Source organism: Celeribacter marinus (assembly GCF_001308265.1).
Lineage (GTDB): Bacteria > Pseudomonadota > Alphaproteobacteria > Rhodobacterales > Rhodobacteraceae > Celeribacter > Celeribacter marinus.
Genome location: NZ_CP012023.1, coordinates 1,876,926 through 1,896,717, shown reverse-complemented (window position 1 = coordinate 1,896,717; position 19,792 = coordinate 1,876,926). Strand labels below are relative to the sequence as shown.

The 19,792-nt window shown below is 56.6% G+C and carries 22 protein-coding genes; 8 read left to right on the top strand and 14 right to left on the bottom strand.

What is annotated here, in order from left to right; translation table 11 throughout:
* Nucleotides 1-6: 6 nt before the first annotated feature.
* The 3 genes from IMCC12053_RS09430 to IMCC12053_RS09420 form a co-directional block, all read right to left on the bottom strand.
* Nucleotides 7-660, bottom strand: a complete 654-nt coding sequence (locus IMCC12053_RS09430) for a peroxiredoxin (protein WP_062218461.1) — start codon at nt 658-660, stop codon at nt 7-9.
* A gap of 115 nt (nt 661-775) precedes the next feature.
* Nucleotides 776-1,441 carry a pseudouridine synthase gene (locus IMCC12053_RS09425; RefSeq protein WP_062218459.1) on the bottom strand — a complete coding sequence of 222 codons (666 nt, stop codon included), beginning with the start codon at nt 1,439-1,441 and terminating at the stop codon, nt 776-778.
* A gap of 9 nt (nt 1,442-1,450) precedes the next feature.
* Nucleotides 1,451-1,909: a GAF domain-containing protein gene (locus IMCC12053_RS09420; RefSeq protein WP_143090032.1), complete on the bottom strand. Its 459-nt coding sequence runs from the start codon at nt 1,907-1,909 to the stop codon at nt 1,451-1,453.
* A gap of 90 nt (nt 1,910-1,999) precedes the next feature.
* Between IMCC12053_RS09420 and IMCC12053_RS09415 the strand changes: the two genes are divergently transcribed.
* Complete coding sequence (locus tag IMCC12053_RS09415; protein ID WP_062221141.1) at nt 2,000-2,344, top strand: STAS domain-containing protein; 345 nt, start codon at nt 2,000-2,002, stop codon at nt 2,342-2,344.
* Nucleotides 2,334-2,810, top strand: coding sequence for an ATP-binding protein (locus IMCC12053_RS09410; protein ID WP_169775313.1), 477 nt, complete (start codon nt 2,334-2,336; stop codon nt 2,808-2,810). Before IMCC12053_RS09415 ends, IMCC12053_RS09410 begins: the two co-directional genes overlap by 11 nt.
* Before the next feature lie 29 nt (nt 2,811-2,839).
* Here IMCC12053_RS09410 and hspQ read toward each other — a convergent pair whose 3' ends face one another.
* Nucleotides 2,840-3,166, bottom strand: coding sequence for a heat shock protein HspQ (gene hspQ / locus IMCC12053_RS09405; protein WP_062218455.1), 327 nt, complete (start codon nt 3,164-3,166; stop codon nt 2,840-2,842).
* A gap of 85 nt (nt 3,167-3,251) precedes the next feature.
* Between hspQ and IMCC12053_RS09400 the strand changes: the two genes are divergently transcribed.
* Together IMCC12053_RS09400 and IMCC12053_RS09395 are read left to right on the top strand one after the other, a co-directional pair.
* Nucleotides 3,252-4,133: an AEC family transporter gene (locus IMCC12053_RS09400; protein ID WP_062218453.1), complete on the top strand. Its 882-nt coding sequence runs from the start codon at nt 3,252-3,254 to the stop codon at nt 4,131-4,133.
* 99 nt (nt 4,134-4,232) lie between these two features.
* Entirely contained in the window at nt 4,233-4,817 is a 585-nt protein-coding gene (locus IMCC12053_RS09395) for a transglycosylase SLT domain-containing protein (protein ID WP_062218451.1), read from the top strand.
* 79 nt (nt 4,818-4,896) lie between these two features.
* On the opposite strand, the gene IMCC12053_RS09390 is transcribed toward IMCC12053_RS09395, so the two are convergent.
* The 4 genes from IMCC12053_RS09390 to IMCC12053_RS09375 form a co-directional block, all read right to left on the bottom strand.
* Entirely contained in the window at nt 4,897-5,505 is a 609-nt protein-coding gene (locus IMCC12053_RS09390) for a LolA family protein (protein WP_062218449.1), read from the bottom strand.
* An 87-nt stretch (nt 5,506-5,592) separates the two neighbouring features.
* Nucleotides 5,593-8,565, bottom strand: coding sequence for a DNA translocase FtsK (locus IMCC12053_RS09385; protein ID WP_062218447.1), 2,973 nt, complete (start codon nt 8,563-8,565; stop codon nt 5,593-5,595).
* 13 nt (nt 8,566-8,578) lie between these two features.
* Entirely contained in the window at nt 8,579-9,760 is a 1,182-nt protein-coding gene (locus IMCC12053_RS09380; RefSeq protein ID WP_062218445.1) for an aminotransferase class I/II-fold pyridoxal phosphate-dependent enzyme, read from the bottom strand.
* Nucleotides 9,761-9,888: 128 nt separating this feature from the next.
* Nucleotides 9,889-11,217: an amidase gene (locus tag IMCC12053_RS09375; RefSeq protein WP_062218443.1), complete on the bottom strand. Its 1,329-nt coding sequence runs from the start codon at nt 11,215-11,217 to the stop codon at nt 9,889-9,891.
* A gap of 92 nt (nt 11,218-11,309) precedes the next feature.
* On the opposite strand from IMCC12053_RS09375, the gene IMCC12053_RS09370 reads away from it, so the two are divergent.
* Nucleotides 11,310-12,533, top strand: a complete 1,224-nt coding sequence (locus tag IMCC12053_RS09370) for an FAD-dependent monooxygenase (protein ID WP_062221138.1) — start codon at nt 11,310-11,312, stop codon at nt 12,531-12,533.
* A 7-nt stretch (nt 12,534-12,540) separates the two neighbouring features.
* Here IMCC12053_RS09370 and IMCC12053_RS09365 read toward each other — a convergent pair whose 3' ends face one another.
* From IMCC12053_RS09365 to IMCC12053_RS09345, 5 genes are all read right to left on the bottom strand, one after another.
* The gene (locus IMCC12053_RS09365) at nt 12,541-12,732 is read right to left on the bottom strand and encodes a Trm112 family protein (RefSeq protein ID WP_062218441.1); all 192 of its coding nucleotides are present in this window, start codon (nt 12,730-12,732) and stop codon (nt 12,541-12,543) included.
* Nucleotides 12,732-13,358, bottom strand: a complete 627-nt coding sequence (locus IMCC12053_RS09360; protein WP_062218439.1) for an LON peptidase substrate-binding domain-containing protein — start codon at nt 13,356-13,358, stop codon at nt 12,732-12,734. Before IMCC12053_RS09360 ends, IMCC12053_RS09365 begins: the two co-directional genes overlap by 1 nt.
* Nucleotides 13,359-13,385: 27 nt before the next feature.
* Nucleotides 13,386-14,291 (bottom strand): thioredoxin, encoded by a 906-nt coding sequence (gene trxA / locus IMCC12053_RS09355; protein ID WP_062218436.1) that lies wholly within the window; start codon nt 14,289-14,291, stop codon nt 13,386-13,388.
* Nucleotides 14,292-14,360: 69 nt separating this feature from the next.
* Nucleotides 14,361-15,149: an exodeoxyribonuclease III gene (locus IMCC12053_RS09350; RefSeq protein ID WP_062221135.1), complete on the bottom strand. Its 789-nt coding sequence runs from the start codon at nt 15,147-15,149 to the stop codon at nt 14,361-14,363.
* Between the two features lie 216 nt (nt 15,150-15,365).
* On the bottom strand, nt 15,366-16,052 hold the full coding sequence (locus tag IMCC12053_RS09345; protein ID WP_062218435.1) for a response regulator transcription factor: 687 nt from the start codon (nt 16,050-16,052) through the stop codon (nt 15,366-15,368).
* A gap of 172 nt (nt 16,053-16,224) precedes the next feature.
* On the opposite strand from IMCC12053_RS09345, the gene ribA reads away from it, so the two are divergent.
* Nucleotides 16,225-17,313 carry a GTP cyclohydrolase II gene (gene ribA / locus IMCC12053_RS09340; RefSeq protein ID WP_062218434.1) on the top strand — a complete coding sequence of 363 codons (1,089 nt, stop codon included), beginning with the start codon at nt 16,225-16,227 and terminating at the stop codon, nt 17,311-17,313.
* Complete coding sequence (locus IMCC12053_RS09335; protein WP_236852399.1) at nt 17,310-17,810, top strand: L,D-transpeptidase family protein; 501 nt, start codon at nt 17,310-17,312, stop codon at nt 17,808-17,810. Before ribA ends, IMCC12053_RS09335 begins: the two co-directional genes overlap by 4 nt.
* A gap of 6 nt (nt 17,811-17,816) precedes the next feature.
* On the opposite strand, the gene IMCC12053_RS09330 is transcribed toward IMCC12053_RS09335, so the two are convergent.
* Nucleotides 17,817-18,470, bottom strand: coding sequence for a YggS family pyridoxal phosphate-dependent enzyme (locus IMCC12053_RS09330; RefSeq protein WP_062218433.1), 654 nt, complete (start codon nt 18,468-18,470; stop codon nt 17,817-17,819).
* Nucleotides 18,471-18,681: 211 nt separating this feature from the next.
* Here IMCC12053_RS09330 and IMCC12053_RS09325 point away from each other — a divergent pair, with 211 nt between their 5' ends.
* Nucleotides 18,682-19,779, top strand: coding sequence for a porin (locus IMCC12053_RS09325; RefSeq protein WP_062218432.1), 1,098 nt, complete (start codon nt 18,682-18,684; stop codon nt 19,777-19,779).
* The last annotated feature ends 13 nt before the right edge of the window (nt 19,780-19,792 follow it).

The following is a 19,792-nucleotide window of genomic DNA, read 5'->3' as shown; positions in this document are numbered from 1 at the left end:
CCCACCTTACTTCGGATCTTTGGCGAAGCGTAGGTAGGGTAGTTTTTTGTCGATTGCGCCGAATTTGGCTTCGGCGGCGGCGTCGTCTAGCGATAGGGCGACGATGACGTCTTGGCCAGTTTCCCAGTTGGCGGGGGTGGCGAGGGGGACGCCGTAGGTTTTTTGCAGACCATCGAGCGCACGTAGCACTTCGGCAAAGTTGCGGCCCACGGACATTGGGTAGGTCATGATCAACTGCACCTTTTTATCCGGCGAGATGATAAAGACCGAGCGCACAGACGCGCTATCGGCGGCGGTGCGCCCATCGGGCAGGTAGGCCTCGGCGGGCAGCATATCAAACGCCTTGGCGACCGCCAGATCGGTGTCCGCGATGATCGGGAAGCCCGCTTTGGCCCCTGCAAATCCCTCGATGTCCGCTTTCCACTGAACGTGCTCTTCGGGGCCATCGACGGACAGGCCGATAACCTTGGTACCGCGCGCGGCCCATTCGTCGGCCAGCTGTGCAACAGCACCGAATTCGGTGGTGCACACGGGTGTGAAATCCTTGGGGTGGGAAAACATGATTGCCCAGCTATCGCCAATCCAGTCATGGAACGTAATTTCGCCCTGATCGGTCATGGCGGTAAAGTTTGGAACGATGTCGTTAATGCGAAGGCCCATGGTCTTCTCCTTTTGAGTCTCTATGGCGTCTCGTTACATTAGATATATTCTAAATTCGGAATTAAAAGTCCCTGACAGAGCCATGCGACAATTTTACGTGGGCCGCGCAGCGCCGCTAAAACGGACACTTTGACATGAACGACATCCCCTTGCCCCCATCGGGATGGCGAAAGCGAAGGTTCTCGGCATGCAGCATAAGACGCGGAGCGTTAAGCGCCTCGCCAGTCGCATAGAACGGATCGCCCAAAATCGGGTGGCCCAGCGCAAGCATATGCACGCGCAATTGGTGCGAACGGCCTGTTTTGGGAAAGAGGCGCACACGAGTCGCGGGGACATCATCCTCATAGCGTTGAACCCGCCAATCCGTGACCGCTTGGCGGCCCGTTTCATGGCACACCATTTGGCGCGGGCGGTTCGGCCAATCTGACGTCAGGGGCAAATCAACGGTGCCGGTTCGCTCGGCCATCGTGCCGTAGACGCGGGCGACATAGGTCTTTTTTGTCTGACGTTTTTCGAATTGCAGGCCAAGGTGGCGTTGCGCATGGGCGGTGAGCGCAAAGACCATCACACCACTGGTGTCGCGGTCCAGACGGTGCACCAAAAGCGCCTCGGGAAACGCCGCCTGAACCCGCGTGATCAAGCAATCTGACAGGTGTTCGCCCTTACCCGGAACGGACAACAACCCCGCGGGCTTGCCCATAAGCAAGACCTCATGGTCGGCGTGGATCACGTCGAGGGGCACATCGGGCGGGGTGTATTCGGTAAAGTTCAACGTGTTCATGCCGCCCGCCTACCACGCGGGGGCAACATCCGCAAAGACCCGATCAAGAAGGGACTGCAAGCGCGTGGCATCCTCGGATGTGAAAGCGGCCGGAAGATCGCTATCGATATCAAACACGGCGATGAGTGCGCCGGACGCGTTGCGCACGGGCAAAACCAATTCGGATCGTGTGGAGGACGCGCAGGCAATGTGTCCCTCAAAGGTCTCGACATCATCAACCAACTGCGCCTCACCCGTGCGCGCACATGCGCCACACACACCGCGCGAAAACGGAATGACAAGACAGCCGTGCCCGCCCTGATAGGGACCGATTTTCATGAGATCAGGGGCGACAACACGGTAAAAACCCGTCCAATGGAACCGCGTGTCACTATGGTGCACCTCACACGCAAGCGTCGCCATTAATGCAACGGCATCGGTTTCACCCTGTGTGAGGGCGAAAATGCGCTGATCCAAACCGCTGTCCATATTCACAAGACCCTTTTTGTTGTGACGTGCAAACCCGCTCTTAACGATTTGCACCTACGGTATGCAAGAGTTGGAACGATAGGTATGCCGATGAAACTGACCCATAAAGATTTTGACGATCTTCGTCTTATTACTGTTGAAGAGGACCGTATTGACGCGGCGAGCGCCATCAAATTCAAGGATGGCATACGAAATTTGACACAAGACGCGCCTGATCGTGTGTTGTTGGATCTGGCGCAGGTCGGGTTCCTTGATAGCTCCGGCCTCGGTGCGGTTGTCGCGTGCATGAAGGCGCTCGGCAATGGAATGACCCTTGAGCTGGCCGCGCTACAGCCCCCTGTCGAACGGGTTTTTCATCTCACACGAATGAATACAGTGTTCAAGATTCATACCCGCGTGTCCGATGCGACCACGGACACAGAGCATGCATCGTAGGGCTGAGCAAAACCTGTCTGTCACACAGGGGCAAATGAGCCATCGCATGGCATTGAACGCGTCTCAGAAATCGGTGCGCAAGGCGTTGCGCGCAATAAAGGCGCAATTGGACGACCACGGGGTCTTACCCGACGATCTCGCATCCATTGAGCTGGTGCTCGCTGAGGCGCTCAATAATATTGTCGAACACGCTTATAGTGGCGCAGACAAGGGCCTCATCGAAGTGGCCCTCTCTATGGATGTGAACGAATTGGCGTTTCAAATTACAGATCGCGGTCTGCCTATGCCAAATGGAGAGCCACCCAAAGGGACGCTTGCGCCTATGACGGGTGACATATCAGAGCTACCAGAGGGTGGATTCGGATGGTTTTTGATTCATGAATTGGCGCATGATCTTGCTTATGTGCGCCACGGGTCGTCAAACGTCTTTAGTTTTCGCATGAACACCGCTGACAACACGGACTGACCTAACGACAGCGAAAGCGCGGTCTCCCATTAGTTCATTTGAAACTGAAGCGGGTATGTCCCATCCTCGAAGGGGCCGAACAAATCGGGAAGGTCGGGATGTTCCACAGGAACGCCAGAGTAATCCGCAATCAGGTTTTGCTCTGACACGTAGGCGAGGTAATAACTCTCCTCGTTCTCGGCCAGCAAATGATAAAACGGCTGATCTTTTTTGGGCCGACTGGCCTCTGGTATATTGTCGTACCATTCTTTGGTTTTAGAATATGTAGCGTCGACATCAAAAACCACGCCCCGAAAGGAATGCTTTCGGTGCTTCACGACTTGACCCAGATGATATTTGGCGCGCGTCTTTAACATGACATTGCAACCCCCGTTTCTGGTTAGTAGACCGTTAAACAGCGTGCTGTCCACGGTGGGGAGCCAAAAATTTAGGAAACAGTCTGTGCAACTTGTCCTAACAGTCCTTGAAATCGTCTCCCCCGTCTTCATCCTTGCCCTGATCGGATTTGGATGGGTCAAAGCGGGACATGAATATCGCATCGAGTTCGTGACGCGCCTTGCGATGACGCTTTCCATCCCTGCACTCATCTTTGTAGCACTTGTAAATGCAAAGATTGAACCCGCCGCGCTGACATCGCTGCTCATGGCGGCCACGGTCGGGTTTGCCGCGGTCACAGCTGTCGCCTTTGTCGCTGTGAAAGTGTTTAAACTGGAAATCCGCACATATCTCGCACCCCTTATTTTCGGCAATACCGGGAACTTGGGGCTACCACTCGCATACTTCGCATTCGGTGACGAAGGTCTAAGCTACGCCGTTGTCGTCTTTGCTGTGATGGCGCTGTGGTCGTTCACATTTGGCGTTTATGTGACGGCCGGTGGCGGACATCCGGGCAAAGTGATCAAAGAACCCCTCGTTGGGGCCACCCTTTTGGGGGGGCTATTTTTGTGGCAAGGCTGGACGCTTCCGACCTTTGCGATGAACACACTGGATCTTCTCGGTCAGATTGCGATCCCTGTCATGCTGATCACGCTTGGCGTTGCCATGGCCCGCTTGCAGGTCAACAGCATGGGCCGCGCCGTGGCGCTATCGTTGGGCAAGGTTATCTTGTGCGCGGGCATCGCCGCCGTTGTCGGACAATGGTTTGATCTCGCGCCCGTCCCCTTTGCCGTCTTGGTGGTTCAACTCGCCACTCCGGTCGCGGTGACCTCTTATATGTTGGCGGAAAAATACGGTGCACAGGCGCAAGAGGTCGCGGGACTTGTCGTGGCATCAACGTTTTTGTCGGTGATTTACCTGCCTGTGCTGCTCGGTTTGTTGCTCTGATTATCGCCGAATGCGATCACGGTCACGCGAAAGCCATTTCACGAATGCGCAAATTCGGGTAGAGTGTAAAAAACTATAAAAAACACTTGAGAGGCAGTCATGCGTAAAGCATTCCAAACGGTCGCACTATTGGTATTGGTGTCGGCCTGCGGCAGTGGCAACCATTCCGCGCCGCGAAACCTAGACAATGCATGCTCCATCGTGAGCCAGCACCCGAATTATCTACGCGCGATGAAACGCGCAGAGCGCAAATGGGGCATTCCCGTTAACGTTCAAATGGCGACGATTTACCAAGAGAGCAAATTCATTGGGAACGCGCGTACACCCCATAAATTTGTCCTTGGTGTGATCCCGATGGGGCGTCAAAGCTCGGCATTTGGCTACGCACAAGCGCTCGACGGCACATGGGATGAATACCGCAAGGCCGAGGGCGGATTTGGCGCGCGGCGCGACCGGATCAATGACGCTACGGATTTCATGGGCTGGTATATGGCGCAATCCACCGATCAACTCGGGATTTCAAAAACCGATGCCCGTGCGCAATACCTCGCATATCATGAGGGTCGCACAGGCTATAGACGCGGCAGCTACCGCGCAAAATCATGGCTGATGCGTGTGTCGTCCGAAGTTGGATCACGCTCGGTCACATATGCCGCACAGCTACGCGCCTGTGGTAAACTTTGAACGCACACATCGTGTAATAGCAAAGGGCGGCCCAATGTGGCCGCCCTTTTTGTATCTAAACCGGTCTGATCGGCCGGCGTCACTCCAACGGCGTGCCGCGCCGATCCGCCTCGGCGCCGATGTTGAATTTTGCATCCGACACGGCGCCACCAAGGCGCATTTTGGTCAGGCGCATGGTCGTCGATCCGCCTGTATCATCATGCACAATCCACGCTTTGAGAATGGGTGTGTCACTAAAAATAAGATCGATCGAGCCATATTCGGGGTGTGATGGATCTTGGGCACGCACCACGGTATCGCCATTTTTCTCGGTGTGAGAGACGACCATCCGCGCCTGATCCAAATTCACGTTATTTTTGAGAATAACGTTGAGCGGCGTTTTTGAGAGGGGAAACCGCATCGGCGGCTCATTAGATCCGGCGTCAAACACAGCCACTTGCCCACCGGCGGTGAGCACCAGATCATTGGACGCCGCGTATTCCAAACGCATCCGGCCCGGTCGTTTTATCGTCAACACACCGTTGGACTTTGAGCCATCATCATTGGTTTGGACAAAATCGGCGCTGACCGTGCCAAGTGTATTGAGATATTGGGACAACTGGGCGAGCGACAGTTTTTCCGCCGCAGCGGGTGCAGCAAGCGCGAAGAGACAAAGGGCGGGCGCCAAGGCGATACGAGTAAAGATCATGGATTAGATATAGGCATCCTACCGCGGGCTTTCACCCAAAAAGAAATCACGCGGGCATAATTCCGCGTGATTTCATGTTTCAGAATTTTAGATCGGCATCTGGCTTTCGGGGACCAAAATTTCGCGTTTGCCCACGTGGTTGGCCGAGGACACAACGCCCTCGTCCTCCATCTGTTCGACCAATCGCGCGGCCTTGTTGTAGCCAATCGACAGCTTGCGCTGAATGTAGGAGGTCGAGCACTTGCGGTCTTTGATCACAATCGCCACGGCGGTGTCATAGAGCGCATCCTCGCTATCGGAGTTGCCACCGGTCAGGCCCAAGACGGCGTCGATATCGCTTTCCTTGTCACCCGCAGGGCCCTCAACCACGCCACCAACATAATCAGGGGGACCGTAGGCCTTGAGGTAGGACACGATTTTCTCAACCTCTTCGTCCGACACGAACGGCGCGTGGCAGCGCATGATCCGACCGCCGCCGCCCATGTAGAGCATGTCACCCATGCCCAAAAGCTGTTCGGCGCCCTGCTCGCCCAAGATCGTGCGGCTATCAATTTTAGACGTCACTTGGAACGAGATACGCGTTGGGAAGTTGGCCTTGATCGTGCCGGTGATCACGTCCACGGACGGGCGTTGTGTCGCCATGATCAGGTGGATACCCGAGGCGCGCGCCATCTGTGCGAGACGTTGAATACAGGCCTCGATCTCTTTGCCTGCGACCATCATCAGGTCGGCCATCTCGTCGACGATCACGACGATATAGGGAAGTGTTTCGGGCTGAAACTCTTCGGTTTCGAAAATGGGATCGCCTGTATCATCGTCAAAGCCGGTCTGAACAGTGCGCGAAAACAGCTCGCCTTTGCCAAGCGCATCTTTGACGCGACCATTGTAGCCGTCGATGTTGCGCACGCCCATTTTGGACATCTTGCGGTAACGATCCTCCATCTCAGCCACGGCCCATTTCAGAGCGACAACGGCCTTTTTCGGGTCGGTCACAACGGGCGACAACAGGTGTGGGATACCGTCATACACGGACAGCTCCAACATCTTGGGATCGATCATGATCAGGCGACATTCCTCGGGCGTCAGCTTGTACAGGAGCGACAGGATCATGGTGTTGATGGCTACGGATTTCCCCGAGCCGGTAGTCCCCGCGATCAACAGGTGAGGCATCTTGGCAAGGTTGGCCACAACAGGGTCGCCGCCGATATCTTTGCCCAAGGCAAGCGGTAGCTTTTGATTGCCATCCCCAAATTCGCGGGTCGACAAAATTTCGCGGAACGACACGGTTTCGCGGTGCTCGTTTGGCAATTCGATCCCGATGACCGAGCGGCCCGGAACGGTGGACACACGCGCCGAGAGCGCCGACATCGAGCGCGCAATGTCGTCGGCCAAACCGATGACCCGTGACGCCTTGAGGCCCGGTGCGGGTTCGAGTTCGTACATGGTCACAACGGGGCCGGGGCGGACCGATACAATCTCGCCTTTGACGCCGTAATCATCGAGCACGCTTTCGAGCATACGTGCGTTCTCTTCGAGGGATTCATCCGAAAGCGTATGACGCTCGATATGAATCGGGTTCTCCAAGAGCGATAGTGGCGGCACCTCGTATTGCGCCTCTTTAGGATCGAATTTGAGGGCCGGTTGAGTCTCTGCCTGTGCCTGTTTTGACGGAGTCACAGGTTTGCGAACGGGATGCTGCACAACCTTTTTCGCCTCTGGAATGGCAGGCGAAGGGGTAAAGCGTTGTGCCTGTGGCGCGATGTAATCAGGCACATCAAGCGGCTCAACAATAGGCTCTTCGTCTGCTTGCGCATATGGATCGGCGTACCCGTCATCATACGGATCGGTGTAATCGGTAGGGGCAGCGTAGCCTCGTTGGGCATCATCGCCCAGTAGGGGATAGGTCGCGCCAGCGGCGTTGGCCTGCTCCATGTCTGCGAGGATCATCGGCGCGGGGCCTTTTTTGTAGCGTGCCGCGGCCTTTTGCGCGGCGCTCATAGGAGGTTCCACGCGCTCGGGCTGATCGGGCAAATCACGCGATCCTGCGCGGGCGCGCGAGCTGATAATTGTCGAAATCTTCGCCGAAATCCGTTGATCGTTGCCATGCGTCACGGGCGGCTCGGGAGCAAAATCAGGCTCGATCAACTCCGGTTCAAGGTCGTAAGCTGGCTCAGGTGTGCGTTTGAGAAAGCCACCCAAAAGCGATGGCTTTGCTGGATTGGGAGCGGGATATGTGGCCGCATCCACAGCGCTCATATGCGTATCAGCCCGCACAACACGTGGCGCCGCAGTTACGGGTGTTTGTGCGTATTGCGCCTGTATCGCGGCGTTCAAATCAGCCGCCTCAGCGGCCGCAACACGACGAGTCTCACGACGTTCCACCGCATGAGTTGCCATTCGCTGTGTCACAGAGACGGAGCCCTTTGCCGTGCGCCCCAACAGGTGCAACACAACGGCGTAAAGAGAGATCACACCCAAAACGAGAAAGCGTAGCGCAGCCGACAATTCGGGACGGGTAAATCCCAAAACGAACAGCATCACGGCACCTGTGGCCGCGACGCTCACGAAGGTCATCACTTTGAGCGAGACTGCAGTTCCCATGGGTAACAGGCCGACAAGCGCACCCAAGGCGGTGTCGCCGAATAACCCGCCAAACCCCTGTGCTTGTGTGCCGTATGAGGATGCAAAAACGGATGCAACGGCGATCGCAATCGGCGCAAAAACAGAACGCGACAAGCTACGCTCGGCCCCGCGATGAAGGATAAACCGCAGACCCCACGCGCCAAACACCAACGGCAGTCCCCACGCCGCATAGCCGACAATGATCATAAGCGGAGACGCCAATGTGGCCCCAAACCGCCCTAACATGTTTTGAACAGGGGCTTCGGTGACAGAAATCCACGAGGGGTCTTCGGCAACGTAGGAGCCAAGCATGAGAGCCAACAAGACGCCAACACCCAACAAGAGGATACCAATCAACTCCTTGCCACGCCGTTCCAAAACAGCCTGTGTGTTGCGATCAAAAAGAGGGTCTCTCCCGCGTGCCTGATACGATGCCATGTTTGCCTCTTTCCTACCCGTACAAACAGTCACGAAGCATGATAAGCCCGCGCTGTGTTTCTTTTTTTGGAGCCACTAATGCGACCCGAATATAGCCTGCGCCGGGGTTTTCCCCATCCACATCGCGCGATAAATACGCGCCCGGAAGGACGCGAATGCCTGTTTGCGTCCACAGTTTGATGGCCGCCTCTTCGCCATTGGCGACCGGCAACCATAGAAAAAATCCCGCTTGCGGCGCGGCGCATCCGTCGATGCCGTCAAACACGGCGTCCGCAATTTCAAATTTCTCGACGTAGAGCGCGCGGGAGGCCTCGACATGTGCCTCATCGGCCCAAACACGTTCGGACACCGCCTGAATTGGAAGCGGGAGCGGAGCACCGGAATAGGCGCGCAGTTGTTTGATGTGGTGAATATTCTTTGGCCCAGACGCCACAAAGCCAGAGCGCAAACCCGGCAAATTGGAGCGTTTTGACAGCGAATGAAAGATCACCACGCGTTCGGGATCAGCCCCCATTTCGCGTGCAACTTGCAGTGCGCCAACGGGCTTTTCGCCGCGATAAATTTCAGAATAGCATTCATCCGCGAACACTTTGAAATCGTGCTTTTCGGCAAGAGCGATCAGGTCACGCAAATAGTCGCGGGACGCCACGGCCCCTTGTGGATTTGACGGGCTACAAATGTAGGCGATCGTCGTACGGTCCAGAATTTCCGCAGGTAGGCTAGCGTAATCCGGCAAATATCCCGTCTCGCGCGTGGCAGGTACAAACACAGGTTCGGCGCCGACTGTGACGGCGGCCACCGCGTACACTTGGTAAAACGGATTGGGGGTCAAAACCACCGGCCGTTTGCCGTTCTTGGTCTCGGGGCACAACGCGATGCAGGCGTTCATCAGACCCTCACGGGTGCCGTTGAGCGCCATGACATCTGTCGCGGGATCGACGGTGACGCCAAAGCGGCGCAAAATCCACGCGGCAATTGAGGCCCGTAGTCCCTCGGTGCCATCATTGGCGGGGTATTTGGCAAAGTCGCCGACATGCGCCGCCATCACGTCCGCCACGAAATCGGGCATGGCGTGGCGGGGTTCGCCAATGGTCATATGCATTACATCGCCGCCCGCCGCATGCGCGTCGAGAAGGCTCCGCAACCGCGGAAACGCATATTCTGGCAGGTTTGAAAACCGCTCAGGGAACGTCATGATACTGCTACTGCCTCGTTTTCCGGATCATTTTCGCCCGGTTCATTGTGGTTAAGATAGCGACCCACGCGGCATCGGTCCAGAAAAACAGACGCGTTTTGCGTCCTGTTTGGCCTAATATGTGACTTTTAGGCCAAGGCTACCTCAATGGCGCGGCCCAAACGCAACAATTTCGCCTCGGTATTTGGTGAGGTTTGCACGGATAATCCCGTGGACGGAATTCCCGTTGGAAGCGTCAAGGCCGGCAGTCCCATCAGATTTCCAACCCGCGTGTTGCGCAGCGCCAAGAGGTTTTCGGACACATAATAATCGTCATCCTCCAGAAGGCGCGCGATATCGGGCGCAAGGATCGGCGCAGTTGGAAGAATGACTGCATCAAACCCAGCCGTTTGGGCGAGGTAGTCCACACGCAAACGATGCAACTTTTTCCACGCAGCAACATAATCGCAACCGCCAAAATCGCGTCCCGCCCGAAAGCGATCGAGGATAGGGGGGAACATCAAATCCGGTGCGGCCTCTATGACATCGCGCCACTCTGCGTAGGCTTCGGTGTTAAACAAGATCGCAGACAGCGCCATTGCCTCTTCGACGCAGGGGAGCGATGCGCGCTCAACCTGCGCCCCCGCAGATTTCAGCGCCTCAACAGCACGCTCAAATCCGTTCAGCGGCTCGGCTCGAATCCCCTCGAACACGACACTATCAAGGATCAAAAACCGCGTGCCCGCAAGCGATGCACCCCGTAAATCTGGGGCGGGCGACCCGTCGAGAACGGCGAAGAGTTCAGCCGCATCCTCGACAGTTTTGCAAATGGGCCCAACGGTATCAAACGACGCAACAAGTGGCACAACACCGTCAAGCGGGAGGCGTCCAGATGTGGTTTTAAACCCGACCAGATCGTTCCACGCGGCGGGAATACGGACTGATCCGCCCGTGTCCGACCCAATCGCGCCGGCCGCCAAGCCGTAAGCCACAGATGTGGCCGCCCCCGACGATGATCCGCCCGACACCGCATCCTCGTTGTTCACGCATGGCGGTGTCGCCGTCACAGGGTTGAGACCAAGACCAGAGAACGCCAATTCGCTCATATGGGTTTTTCCCAAAGCGACAAGACCACTGGCACTTGCACGCTTGAGCACCTCGGCGTCTGCGGTGGGAATACGATCTTTGAGCAAGGCGGATCCCGCTTCGGTCGCGACCCCCGCCGTATCAAACAAATCTTTCCATGACACCGGAACACCGTCCAATATGCCGCGCCGAATACCATTTTTTGCGCGGTAGGCTGCCGCCTCGGCCTCGGCCATCGCGCGATCTTCCATCACCCGCGCATAGATACGGCCCGATAGTCGGTGTGTCTTTGCCCGTTCCAGAAAATGCGCTGTTAAATCAACAGGATCAATCCGCCCCGCGTCAATTGCGCGGCCCAGTTCACACATGCTCATCTCGTGGTCATTGGCCATGGTTCGTCCTTGATATCTGTGAGGTCGTTTTCCCTAGGCTAGCGACGCAAAGGCGCATGGACAATCCCGTGTCGCGCGTCATATTGACGGTCATGACACAAACATCCGATCTGCTTATCGTAGGCGGCGGGCTTAATGGTCCCGCTTTAGCACTGGCAGCCGCCAATGCGGGCCTGTCCGTGACCATCATTGATGCGCTGCCTGTAAGTGCGCGGCTATCGTCGGATTTTGACGGACGCGGCTACGCGCTATCGCTCGGCTCACAAAAGTTGCTCAAGGCGATCAAACTATGGGATGCGGTCGCACCGAACGCGCAGCCTATTTTGGACGTTAAAGTGACGGATGGAAAACCGGGTGAGGCCCCTGCCCCCTTTATGTTAGAGTTCGATCATGCCGAAATCGATGATGGCCCCGTAGGCTTTATGATCGAAGACAGGTATTTGCGCCGCGTATTCTTGGACGCTTTGAACGATCACCCGAACATCACCCAAGTCGAGGGAACGGTGTCAGGCCAAGATATATTGCCAAACGGCGCGCAGCTTACTCTATCGGACGGCTCCACCCATGTCGGCAAGTTGATCGTAGGATGTGATGGGCGCGGCTCCAGAACCGCAGCGCGCGCAGGGATCAAACGGACCGGATGGGGCTACAAGCAAACCGCGCTGGTTTGCGCCGTTCAACATGAAAAGCCGCACGGCGGTTGCGCGCATCAGTATTTCTTACCGTCCGGTCCGCTGGCTATTTTGCCCCTACCCAACAACCAAAGCTCAATCGTTTGGACGGAAAGCGACAAGGTGGCGCATCAGATCCAAGCCCTGAACGATGAGGACTATCTCGCGGTTCTCAAGCCCCGCTTTGGCGATTTTCTTGGTGAGATTTCGTTGGCAGGGGGGCGGTTCACCTACCCGCTCAACATCACGCTGGCGAACGCATTCTACGCGCCACGCGTCGCACTGGTCGGGGACGCGGCTCACGGAATGCACCCTATCGCAGGCCAAGGATTGAACGCAGGACTAAAGGATGTCGGTGCCCTCACAGAAGTTTTGATTGAGGCGCACAGGCGTGGCGAAGATATCGGACGCGAAGATGTTTTGGCCCGCTATAGCCAATGGCGCCGCTTTGACATCGCAACGATGGCATTGATGACTGACACGTTTAACAAGCTGTTTTCGAACGACAACCCCATGCTACGTCTTGTGCGTGATCTTGGGATGGGGGCCGTCAATGCATTGCCTAACGTTCGGCGCGAAGCCATCCGTGAGGCGGCAGGCGTCAACGGCGACCTTCCAAAGCTGATGCGCGGGATTGCCCTCTAGCGATGTCTTAATCGTCGAGGCTGCGCGCCTCGGAGATGAGCATGATCGGTATGCCATTGCGGATCGGAAACGCGAGGCCAGCCGCCTTGGACACCAATTCCTGACGCTCGGCATCGTAGCTCAGCCCCGTATGCGTCTCGGGGCACACAAGCGCCTCCAACATCCGGCGGTCAAAGTGGGTTGATTGTTCGACGTCCATCACATCATCTCCTCATTTGTTCCGCCATGTAGAGCGAACTCCATCAGCGTGACAAGGGTTTCGCGGCGCGTAGACAGGGACGGTGCCTCTAACAGTGCTTGTTTATCCTCAGGCTCAAAGGGGGAGAGCATGGATAGGGAATTGATCAACATCTCATCGTCTGCCTCACCCAAATCATCCCAATCTGTATCAAGGCCTTCGCTCGCGAAATACCGCGACAACAGCGCCATAAAGCGGTCGCGATCCAAACCGGAATCCTGCTCAATACGGCCTAAATCGGCAGTAAAACTATCCCAGTTCGCTGTAAACTTGAGATAGGGCGATGTGCCCGTCACATCGTCGCCCACGCGAAAGCGCGAAACACCCGAGAGCGTGATCATATACCGGCCGTCTTCGGTTTCCGAAAATGCAGTCAATCGACCTGCGCACCCAATCGCGCTCAGGCGTGTTGCACCGATTGGCTGAACCATCCCGATGAGGCGCTCAGGCGTCTTCATGCAGTCTTCGATCATCTGCAAATAGCGCGGCTCAAAAATATGGAGCGGAAGGCGCGCCCGTGGCAGCAACAGCGCCCCGGGCAACGCGAAGACAGGGATCACCTGTGGAAGGTCGGACACTTTTATCATACCGACATAACTAGCGCTGCGCAGCCACTAGGCAAACAGGATCGATGATAATTTACGCCGCCCATCTAGCGCCACTTTGTCATTCGGGGCGAGAGCATCAAAAATCTTGAACAACTGCGTCTTGGCAGCCGCCTCATTCCAATCGCGATCCGCGCGCACAGCGTCGAGCAACACATCAACCGCACCCGCAACATCACCCGTTCCGTGCAAGGCCGTTGCCAGTTCCAACTTGGCCGCCATGTCCGCCGGATCAGCAGCAACTTTGGCGCGCAATTCATCAACGGGCCCAGCGTTCTCGGCTTCGCGGGCAAGGGCAATTTGTGCCTGAACGGCCTCAATTGCGGCACCTGTTGCGACGTCGGCGGGCGCGCCGTTGAGCACGGCCTCGGCGGCATCGAAGTCCCCCTTGGCCACATGACATTTTGCCAGTCCCGCAAACGCGGCCACGGCGTTTGGATCCTCTTCGAGAATCGCGGTAAATGTCTCAAGAGCATCGTCCAATTCGCCCTCGGCCAGCATCGCCTCAGCTGCCTCGATTGCATCCGCCAGACCGCCATCCTCTTCGTTCATATCTGCGACTTTCGTCACAAAGGCATCGATTTCGGATTGAGGCAGGGCACCTTGAAAGCCATCAACAGGCTTGCCTTGGTAAAAGGCAAAAACGGTTGGAATCGACTGAACACGCATCTGGCCTGCGATGCCTTGGTTCTCATCGACGTTGATTTTGGCCATTTTGACCTTGCCGCCCGCCGCCGTCACAGCCGCCTCCAAAGCGGGGCCAAGTGTCTTACACGGACCGCACCAAGGCGCCCAAAAATCAACGATCACAGGTGTCTCTTGTGAGGCGTCGATGACCTTGGCCATAAAGTCGGCCTCAGACACATCATATATGTTTGCGCCGCTCGGCGCGGGGGTTGCTTGCCCGAAATCCATTGTCTCGTCTCCGCTAAATATCTGTTTGGCTTTATATGCGCCCCAAGGCGCGAGATTTAAAGACCTGTATTAGAGGTCAAATGTCGCAAAGACCGGCGCATGATCAGACGGCTGTTCCCAACCGCGCGCGGCGCGCATGACGCGACTGGAATGCGCTGACGCCGAGATGTCGGGTGTGGCCCAAACATGATCGAGGCGGCGACCCTTGTCGGCCTCGTCCCAATCTTTGGCGCGGTACGACCACCACGAATAGAGCAAGCCATCGGGGATATCCTGACGTGTGATATCGACCCATTTTCCCGCGTCTTGCACCTGTGCCAAATGTTCAATTTCGACGGGCGTGTGCGAGACAATTTTCAAAAGCTTCTTATGATCCCACACATCATCCTCGCGCGGGGCAATGTTCAAATCGCCCACAAGAATGGCTTTTTCAGGCGCATCAGCGCGAAACGCATCGCGCATGTCGGTGAGGTAATCGAGCTTTTGGCCAAACTTTTCGTTTATTTCGCGGTCGGGCTTGTCCCCACCCGCAGGCACATAAAAGTTGTGAATAGTGACACCGTTTTCAAGTTTGCCTGCGATGTGGCGCGCATGGCCCAAATTGGCGTGATCCTCTGCTCCGGCCTCAATCATCGGGATTTTGGACAGGATCGCCACGCCATTGTAGCCCTTCTGGCCCCGCGCAACCATGTGTGTGTAGCCAAGGGCGTGAAACCGCTCCATCGGGATTTTGTCGACGGGAGATTTGCACTCTTGCAGACACAAGACATCTGGCGCTTCCTCTTCGAGAAGCTTGCACACGATCGGTTCGCGCAGGCGCACCGAGTTGATATTCCAAGTGGCGAGGGTGAAGGACATGTGGGGCGTCTCCTTTTGGGTCGGCGCAAACATTAGCGCGCTGCCCGCCAATGGACCACCCGAAAGCTGCGCAAAATGATCGAGTAACACGGCGGTGTCGCAAAGCGCATATGACGAGGTGCACGTCCATTTTCGATTTGCCGTTCAACAACGAAAAACGGCATGCGAGGTTTCTAACACCCCCACATGCCGCAATTTTCAGTCCAACGTTACATCTCAGGCAACGAGGCGATAGCCACCCGATTCCGTCACCAACAGGCGCGCGTTCGAGGGATCCGGCTCGATCTTTTGGCGCAGACGGTAGATGTGGGTTTCCAATGTGTGCGTGGTCACCCCCGCATTGTACCCCCAAACCTCATGCAGCAACGTATCGCGCGCCACGACGCCCTCGGTTGCGCGGTAGAGGAACTTAAGAATGTTCGTCTCTTTCTCGGTGAGGCGGATTTTCTTTTCGTCCTCGGTGATCAGCATCTTTTGCGCAGGTTGGAAGGTATACGGCCCAAGTTGGAACACAGCCGATTCAGATTGTTCATGCGTGCGTAACTGTGCGCGAATACGCGCCAACAGCACCGGAAACTTGAATGGCTTAGACACATAGTCGTTAGCACCCGCATCAAGACCAAGAATTGTATCGGCATCGCTATCTTGACCCGTGAGCATAAGGATCGGGGATTTCACGCCCGACTTGCGCATCCGTTTGCACAACTCGCGCCCATCCGTATCGGGGAGGCCCACGTCAAGGATCACGAGATCATAGTGACCTTCCTTGATCCGCTCCATGCCGCCCGCGCCGTCATCCGCCTCGAACACGTCAAAATCTTCGGTCATAACGAGCTGTTCACTTAGAGCCTCGCGCAGATCGTCGTCGTCATCCACGAGGAGAATGCGTTTAAGAGTGGCCATTGTTGGACCTCCTTCTAATTTCTTTGTCTGAGATAGATGTGATGCGCGATCACGCATTCGACAAGATTTGCGACACTCCCCTCACGCAAGCGTGCGAAAGAGACGCTAAATGTTTCACAATCGGCCAAAAATCGCTACATCAGGGGCCTGACCTGTTATCGAAAGCAACTCCATGAGCCTCGCGCCTAGCCTACCGGAACTCATCGCGCGCGCCCGCGCCGACCTGCGCATGGGTGTCCCTGTGGTATTACGTAGTCGTCATGGTGACGCTCTTGTCATCGCCGCCGAAGGCCTATCACCAGAACGTCTCGCGGATATGAGCGCCTTGGGTGATGCGGTTTTGGCGATCACATCGCGCCGCGCCGCCACACTCAATGCGCGCGCCTATGATGGCGATGTTGCGCGGATCAAACTGCCGACTGCGGCGACCACGCTTTGGGTTGAGGCGGTCGCAAATCCTGCCGATGATCTCACCCATCCGATGAAAGGGCCGTTTGTGACCCTGCGCGATGGCGATGCTGCGGTCCACCGCGCCGCTATTGCATTGGCCAAATCAGCGCGCCTTTTGCCTGCAGCTGTTGTTGTGCTGGTCGAGAACGCGACCGACATTGCCGCCGCTCATGGCCTGACGGCGTTGCCGATTGATCGCGCTATGCCCCATATGGCCGATCTTGCTCCGCTCAATGATGTGATCCATGCGCGTGTGCCACTTGTGGCGTCAAATGCTGGCCGCGTTCACGTGTTTCGCCCCGATGATGGCGGCGAGGAGCATTTTGCGGTCGAAATCGGTCGCCCCGATCGCAGCAAGCCGGTTTTGGCGCGCCTTCACTCGGCGTGTTTCACGGGCGATCTGTTTGGCTCGTTGAAATGCGACTGTGGCCCGCAACTGCACGCGGCCTTGGCGCAGATGGGCGAAGAGGGTGCGGGGGTTCTTTTGTATCTGAACCAAGAGGGGCGCGGCATCGGGCACGCCAACAAAATGCGCGCCTATAGCCTACAAGACCAAGGGTTCGATACGGTCGAGGCCAATCACCGCCTTGGCTTTGAGGACGACGAACGCGATTTTCGGATCGGTGCCGCGATCCTCAAAGAAATGGGATTTGGCGCAGTGCGCCTGATGACCAATAACCCGGCAAAGATTGCACGCATGCAAGAACAGGGCATTGATGTCACCGCGCGTGTCCCGCTCAAAGTTGGCGAAAACACCCACAACACGGATTATCTGGCGACCAAAGCCAAGAAATCAGGGCATTTGTTGTGACCCCCGCGCTGTCGCCACACGATATTGTCGTCACAAAGTGGGGAGCGCGATTTCGCGGACGCCGCTTTCCCTGCGCCATCGGCAAGGGCGGCATTACGGATCACAAACGCGAAGGGGACGGGGCGACACCGCGCGGGGTTCACACCCTACCGCAACTATGGGCGCGGCCCGATCGCATCCGCATCACGGGGGCGACACCGATTACCCCGCGCGATCTGTGGTGCGATGACCCCGAAAACACACTCTATAATAGGGCGGTAAAATTTCCCCATCCTGCGCGCCATGAAAAGCTACGCCGCGCCGACCCCCTTTATGATCTGTTTTTGATCACGGACTGGAACTGGCCCGATGCCAAACCACATCACGGATCGGCGATTTTTGTGCACCGCTGGCGCAAACCGCGCCACCCGACCGAAGGATGCGTGGCGTTTCGTGCCGATCACCTTGCGTGGATTGTGGATCACATCACGCCGCGCACCCGTCTTATCATCCGCTAAATCAGATCACCCGTAATCGCGATCTCCGAAAATTGCGGAGCCGACCCGCACATGCGTGGCCCCGTGCGCAATCGCCACCTCGAAATCACCCGACATGCCCATGGATAGACCCGCGATGCCATTGCGCGCGGCAATCTCGCGCAGCATATCAAAGTGCGGGGCGGGATCCTCATCGGCGGGCGGAATGCACATCAGCCCCTCAACCGCCAACCCCATATCGCGACACTCAATGATAAAGGCATCCGCATCGCGCGGCAAAATTCCGGCCTTTTGCACCTCCTCGCCCGTGTTCACCTGAACGAACAGACGGGGACAGTGGCCCAACTCAACCGCCAGACGTGCAATGGTTTTGGCGAGCTTGGGACGATCCACGGTTTGAATCACATCGAACAGCTCCATCGCCTGTCGCGCCTTGTTGGTTTGAAGCGGCCCTATGAGATGCACCTCGACCCCATCGAAGCGGGATTTGAAGTCTGGCCACTTCTCAAACGCCTCTTGAACGCGGTTCTCACCGAAAATCCGACAGCCTTTTTCCAATACGGATGCGACTCGCGCGTTTGGCTGTACCTTTGACACGGCGATAAGCGTCACATCGCCGATGGCGCGCCCCGAACGCTCAACAGCCGCCTCGACCCGCGCGTTAACCTCTTCAAACCCCATGTTTTACTCTCTTTCATCGCATGTCTGACCTGCGTGCCTTGTACGGTGAGGCGACTAGGGCGCGCAACAGGTGTGTGTCATCCATGCATCATTTTTGCCAATCATGCCGATCTGCCCCGCCTGTCGCTTGACCGAAACAGCCATTCGGCGCATTTCATTCGCCATGTGTCGGGCAACCCGGCATCCTGATTTTTAAATCCACGAGGGCACTATGAAAAACATCCTTCTCTCAACTACAGCTGTCGTAGCATTCGCTGGCGCAGCTGCTGCTGAAGTTTCCTTCAACGGCGACGCGAAACTCGGCTACAACAACGACGTAGAAGATGGCTTCTACTGGGAAGCTGGTCTGACCGCGAAAATGGCGCAAGAACTGGACAACGGTATCACCGTTGCTGCATCGCTCGATATCGACCTAACCCGTGATTCCGCTCAAAGCCTAGGTGCGGTTACGACGTCCGATTTTGTTGTTACCATTTCTTCGGAAACCGCATCGCTCTCATTCGGTGACGTAGCAACCGCAGCATCGACCTTCGCATTCGCGAACGATATGGATGGCGGCATCAAAGACCACGTAGAAGACTACGCTGACGGAAACGACAACGGCCTGCTTGTCAAAGCTTCGTTCGGCGACTTCTCGATCGCTGCTTCGACCATCATTGACGACGCCGCTGCTGCAACCGGTGAAAACGGTGCAACTCAAGTAGCTGTCGCAGGCTCCTTCGGCGGCATCAACGTTGGCCTTCTCAGCGTTCAAGATGAAACCAATGCTTCTATCGCTCAAGACGACGCCATGCTCGTTTCGCTCGGCGGCACTTTTGCTGGCGTTGACGCAACCCTGAACGCTGGCAACGTAAACAACGTTGACCGCATGGGTCTCGACCTCGGCTACGCGCTTGGTGACGTTGTTCTCGGCGCTTACTACATGAATAGCGACGCTACTGGCGCAAAAGACATGTACGGCGTTAAAGCGACCTACACAGCTGGCGCAGTCACTGTTAAAGGTTACTATACCGATAACCGTGGCAACGTAGATGGCGACAATGAGTACTCGGTTGCTGTTGCATACGACATGGGTAACGGCCTCGTAATCAACGCTGGTATCATCGACGGTGAAACCGCTGGCAGCACTGACGACGACCAGTACAACTACATCGTTGCTGACTACAACCTCGGCGGCGGCGCATCGTTCCTCGTTTCCTATGCTGATGCAAACGGCGACGCGACTGCGAACTCTAATGACATCGACACCACCCTCGGTGGTTACGAGCTGAAGTCGGGTGTGACTGCACAGCTGAAGCTGGCATTCTAATCTGACCTAGTCA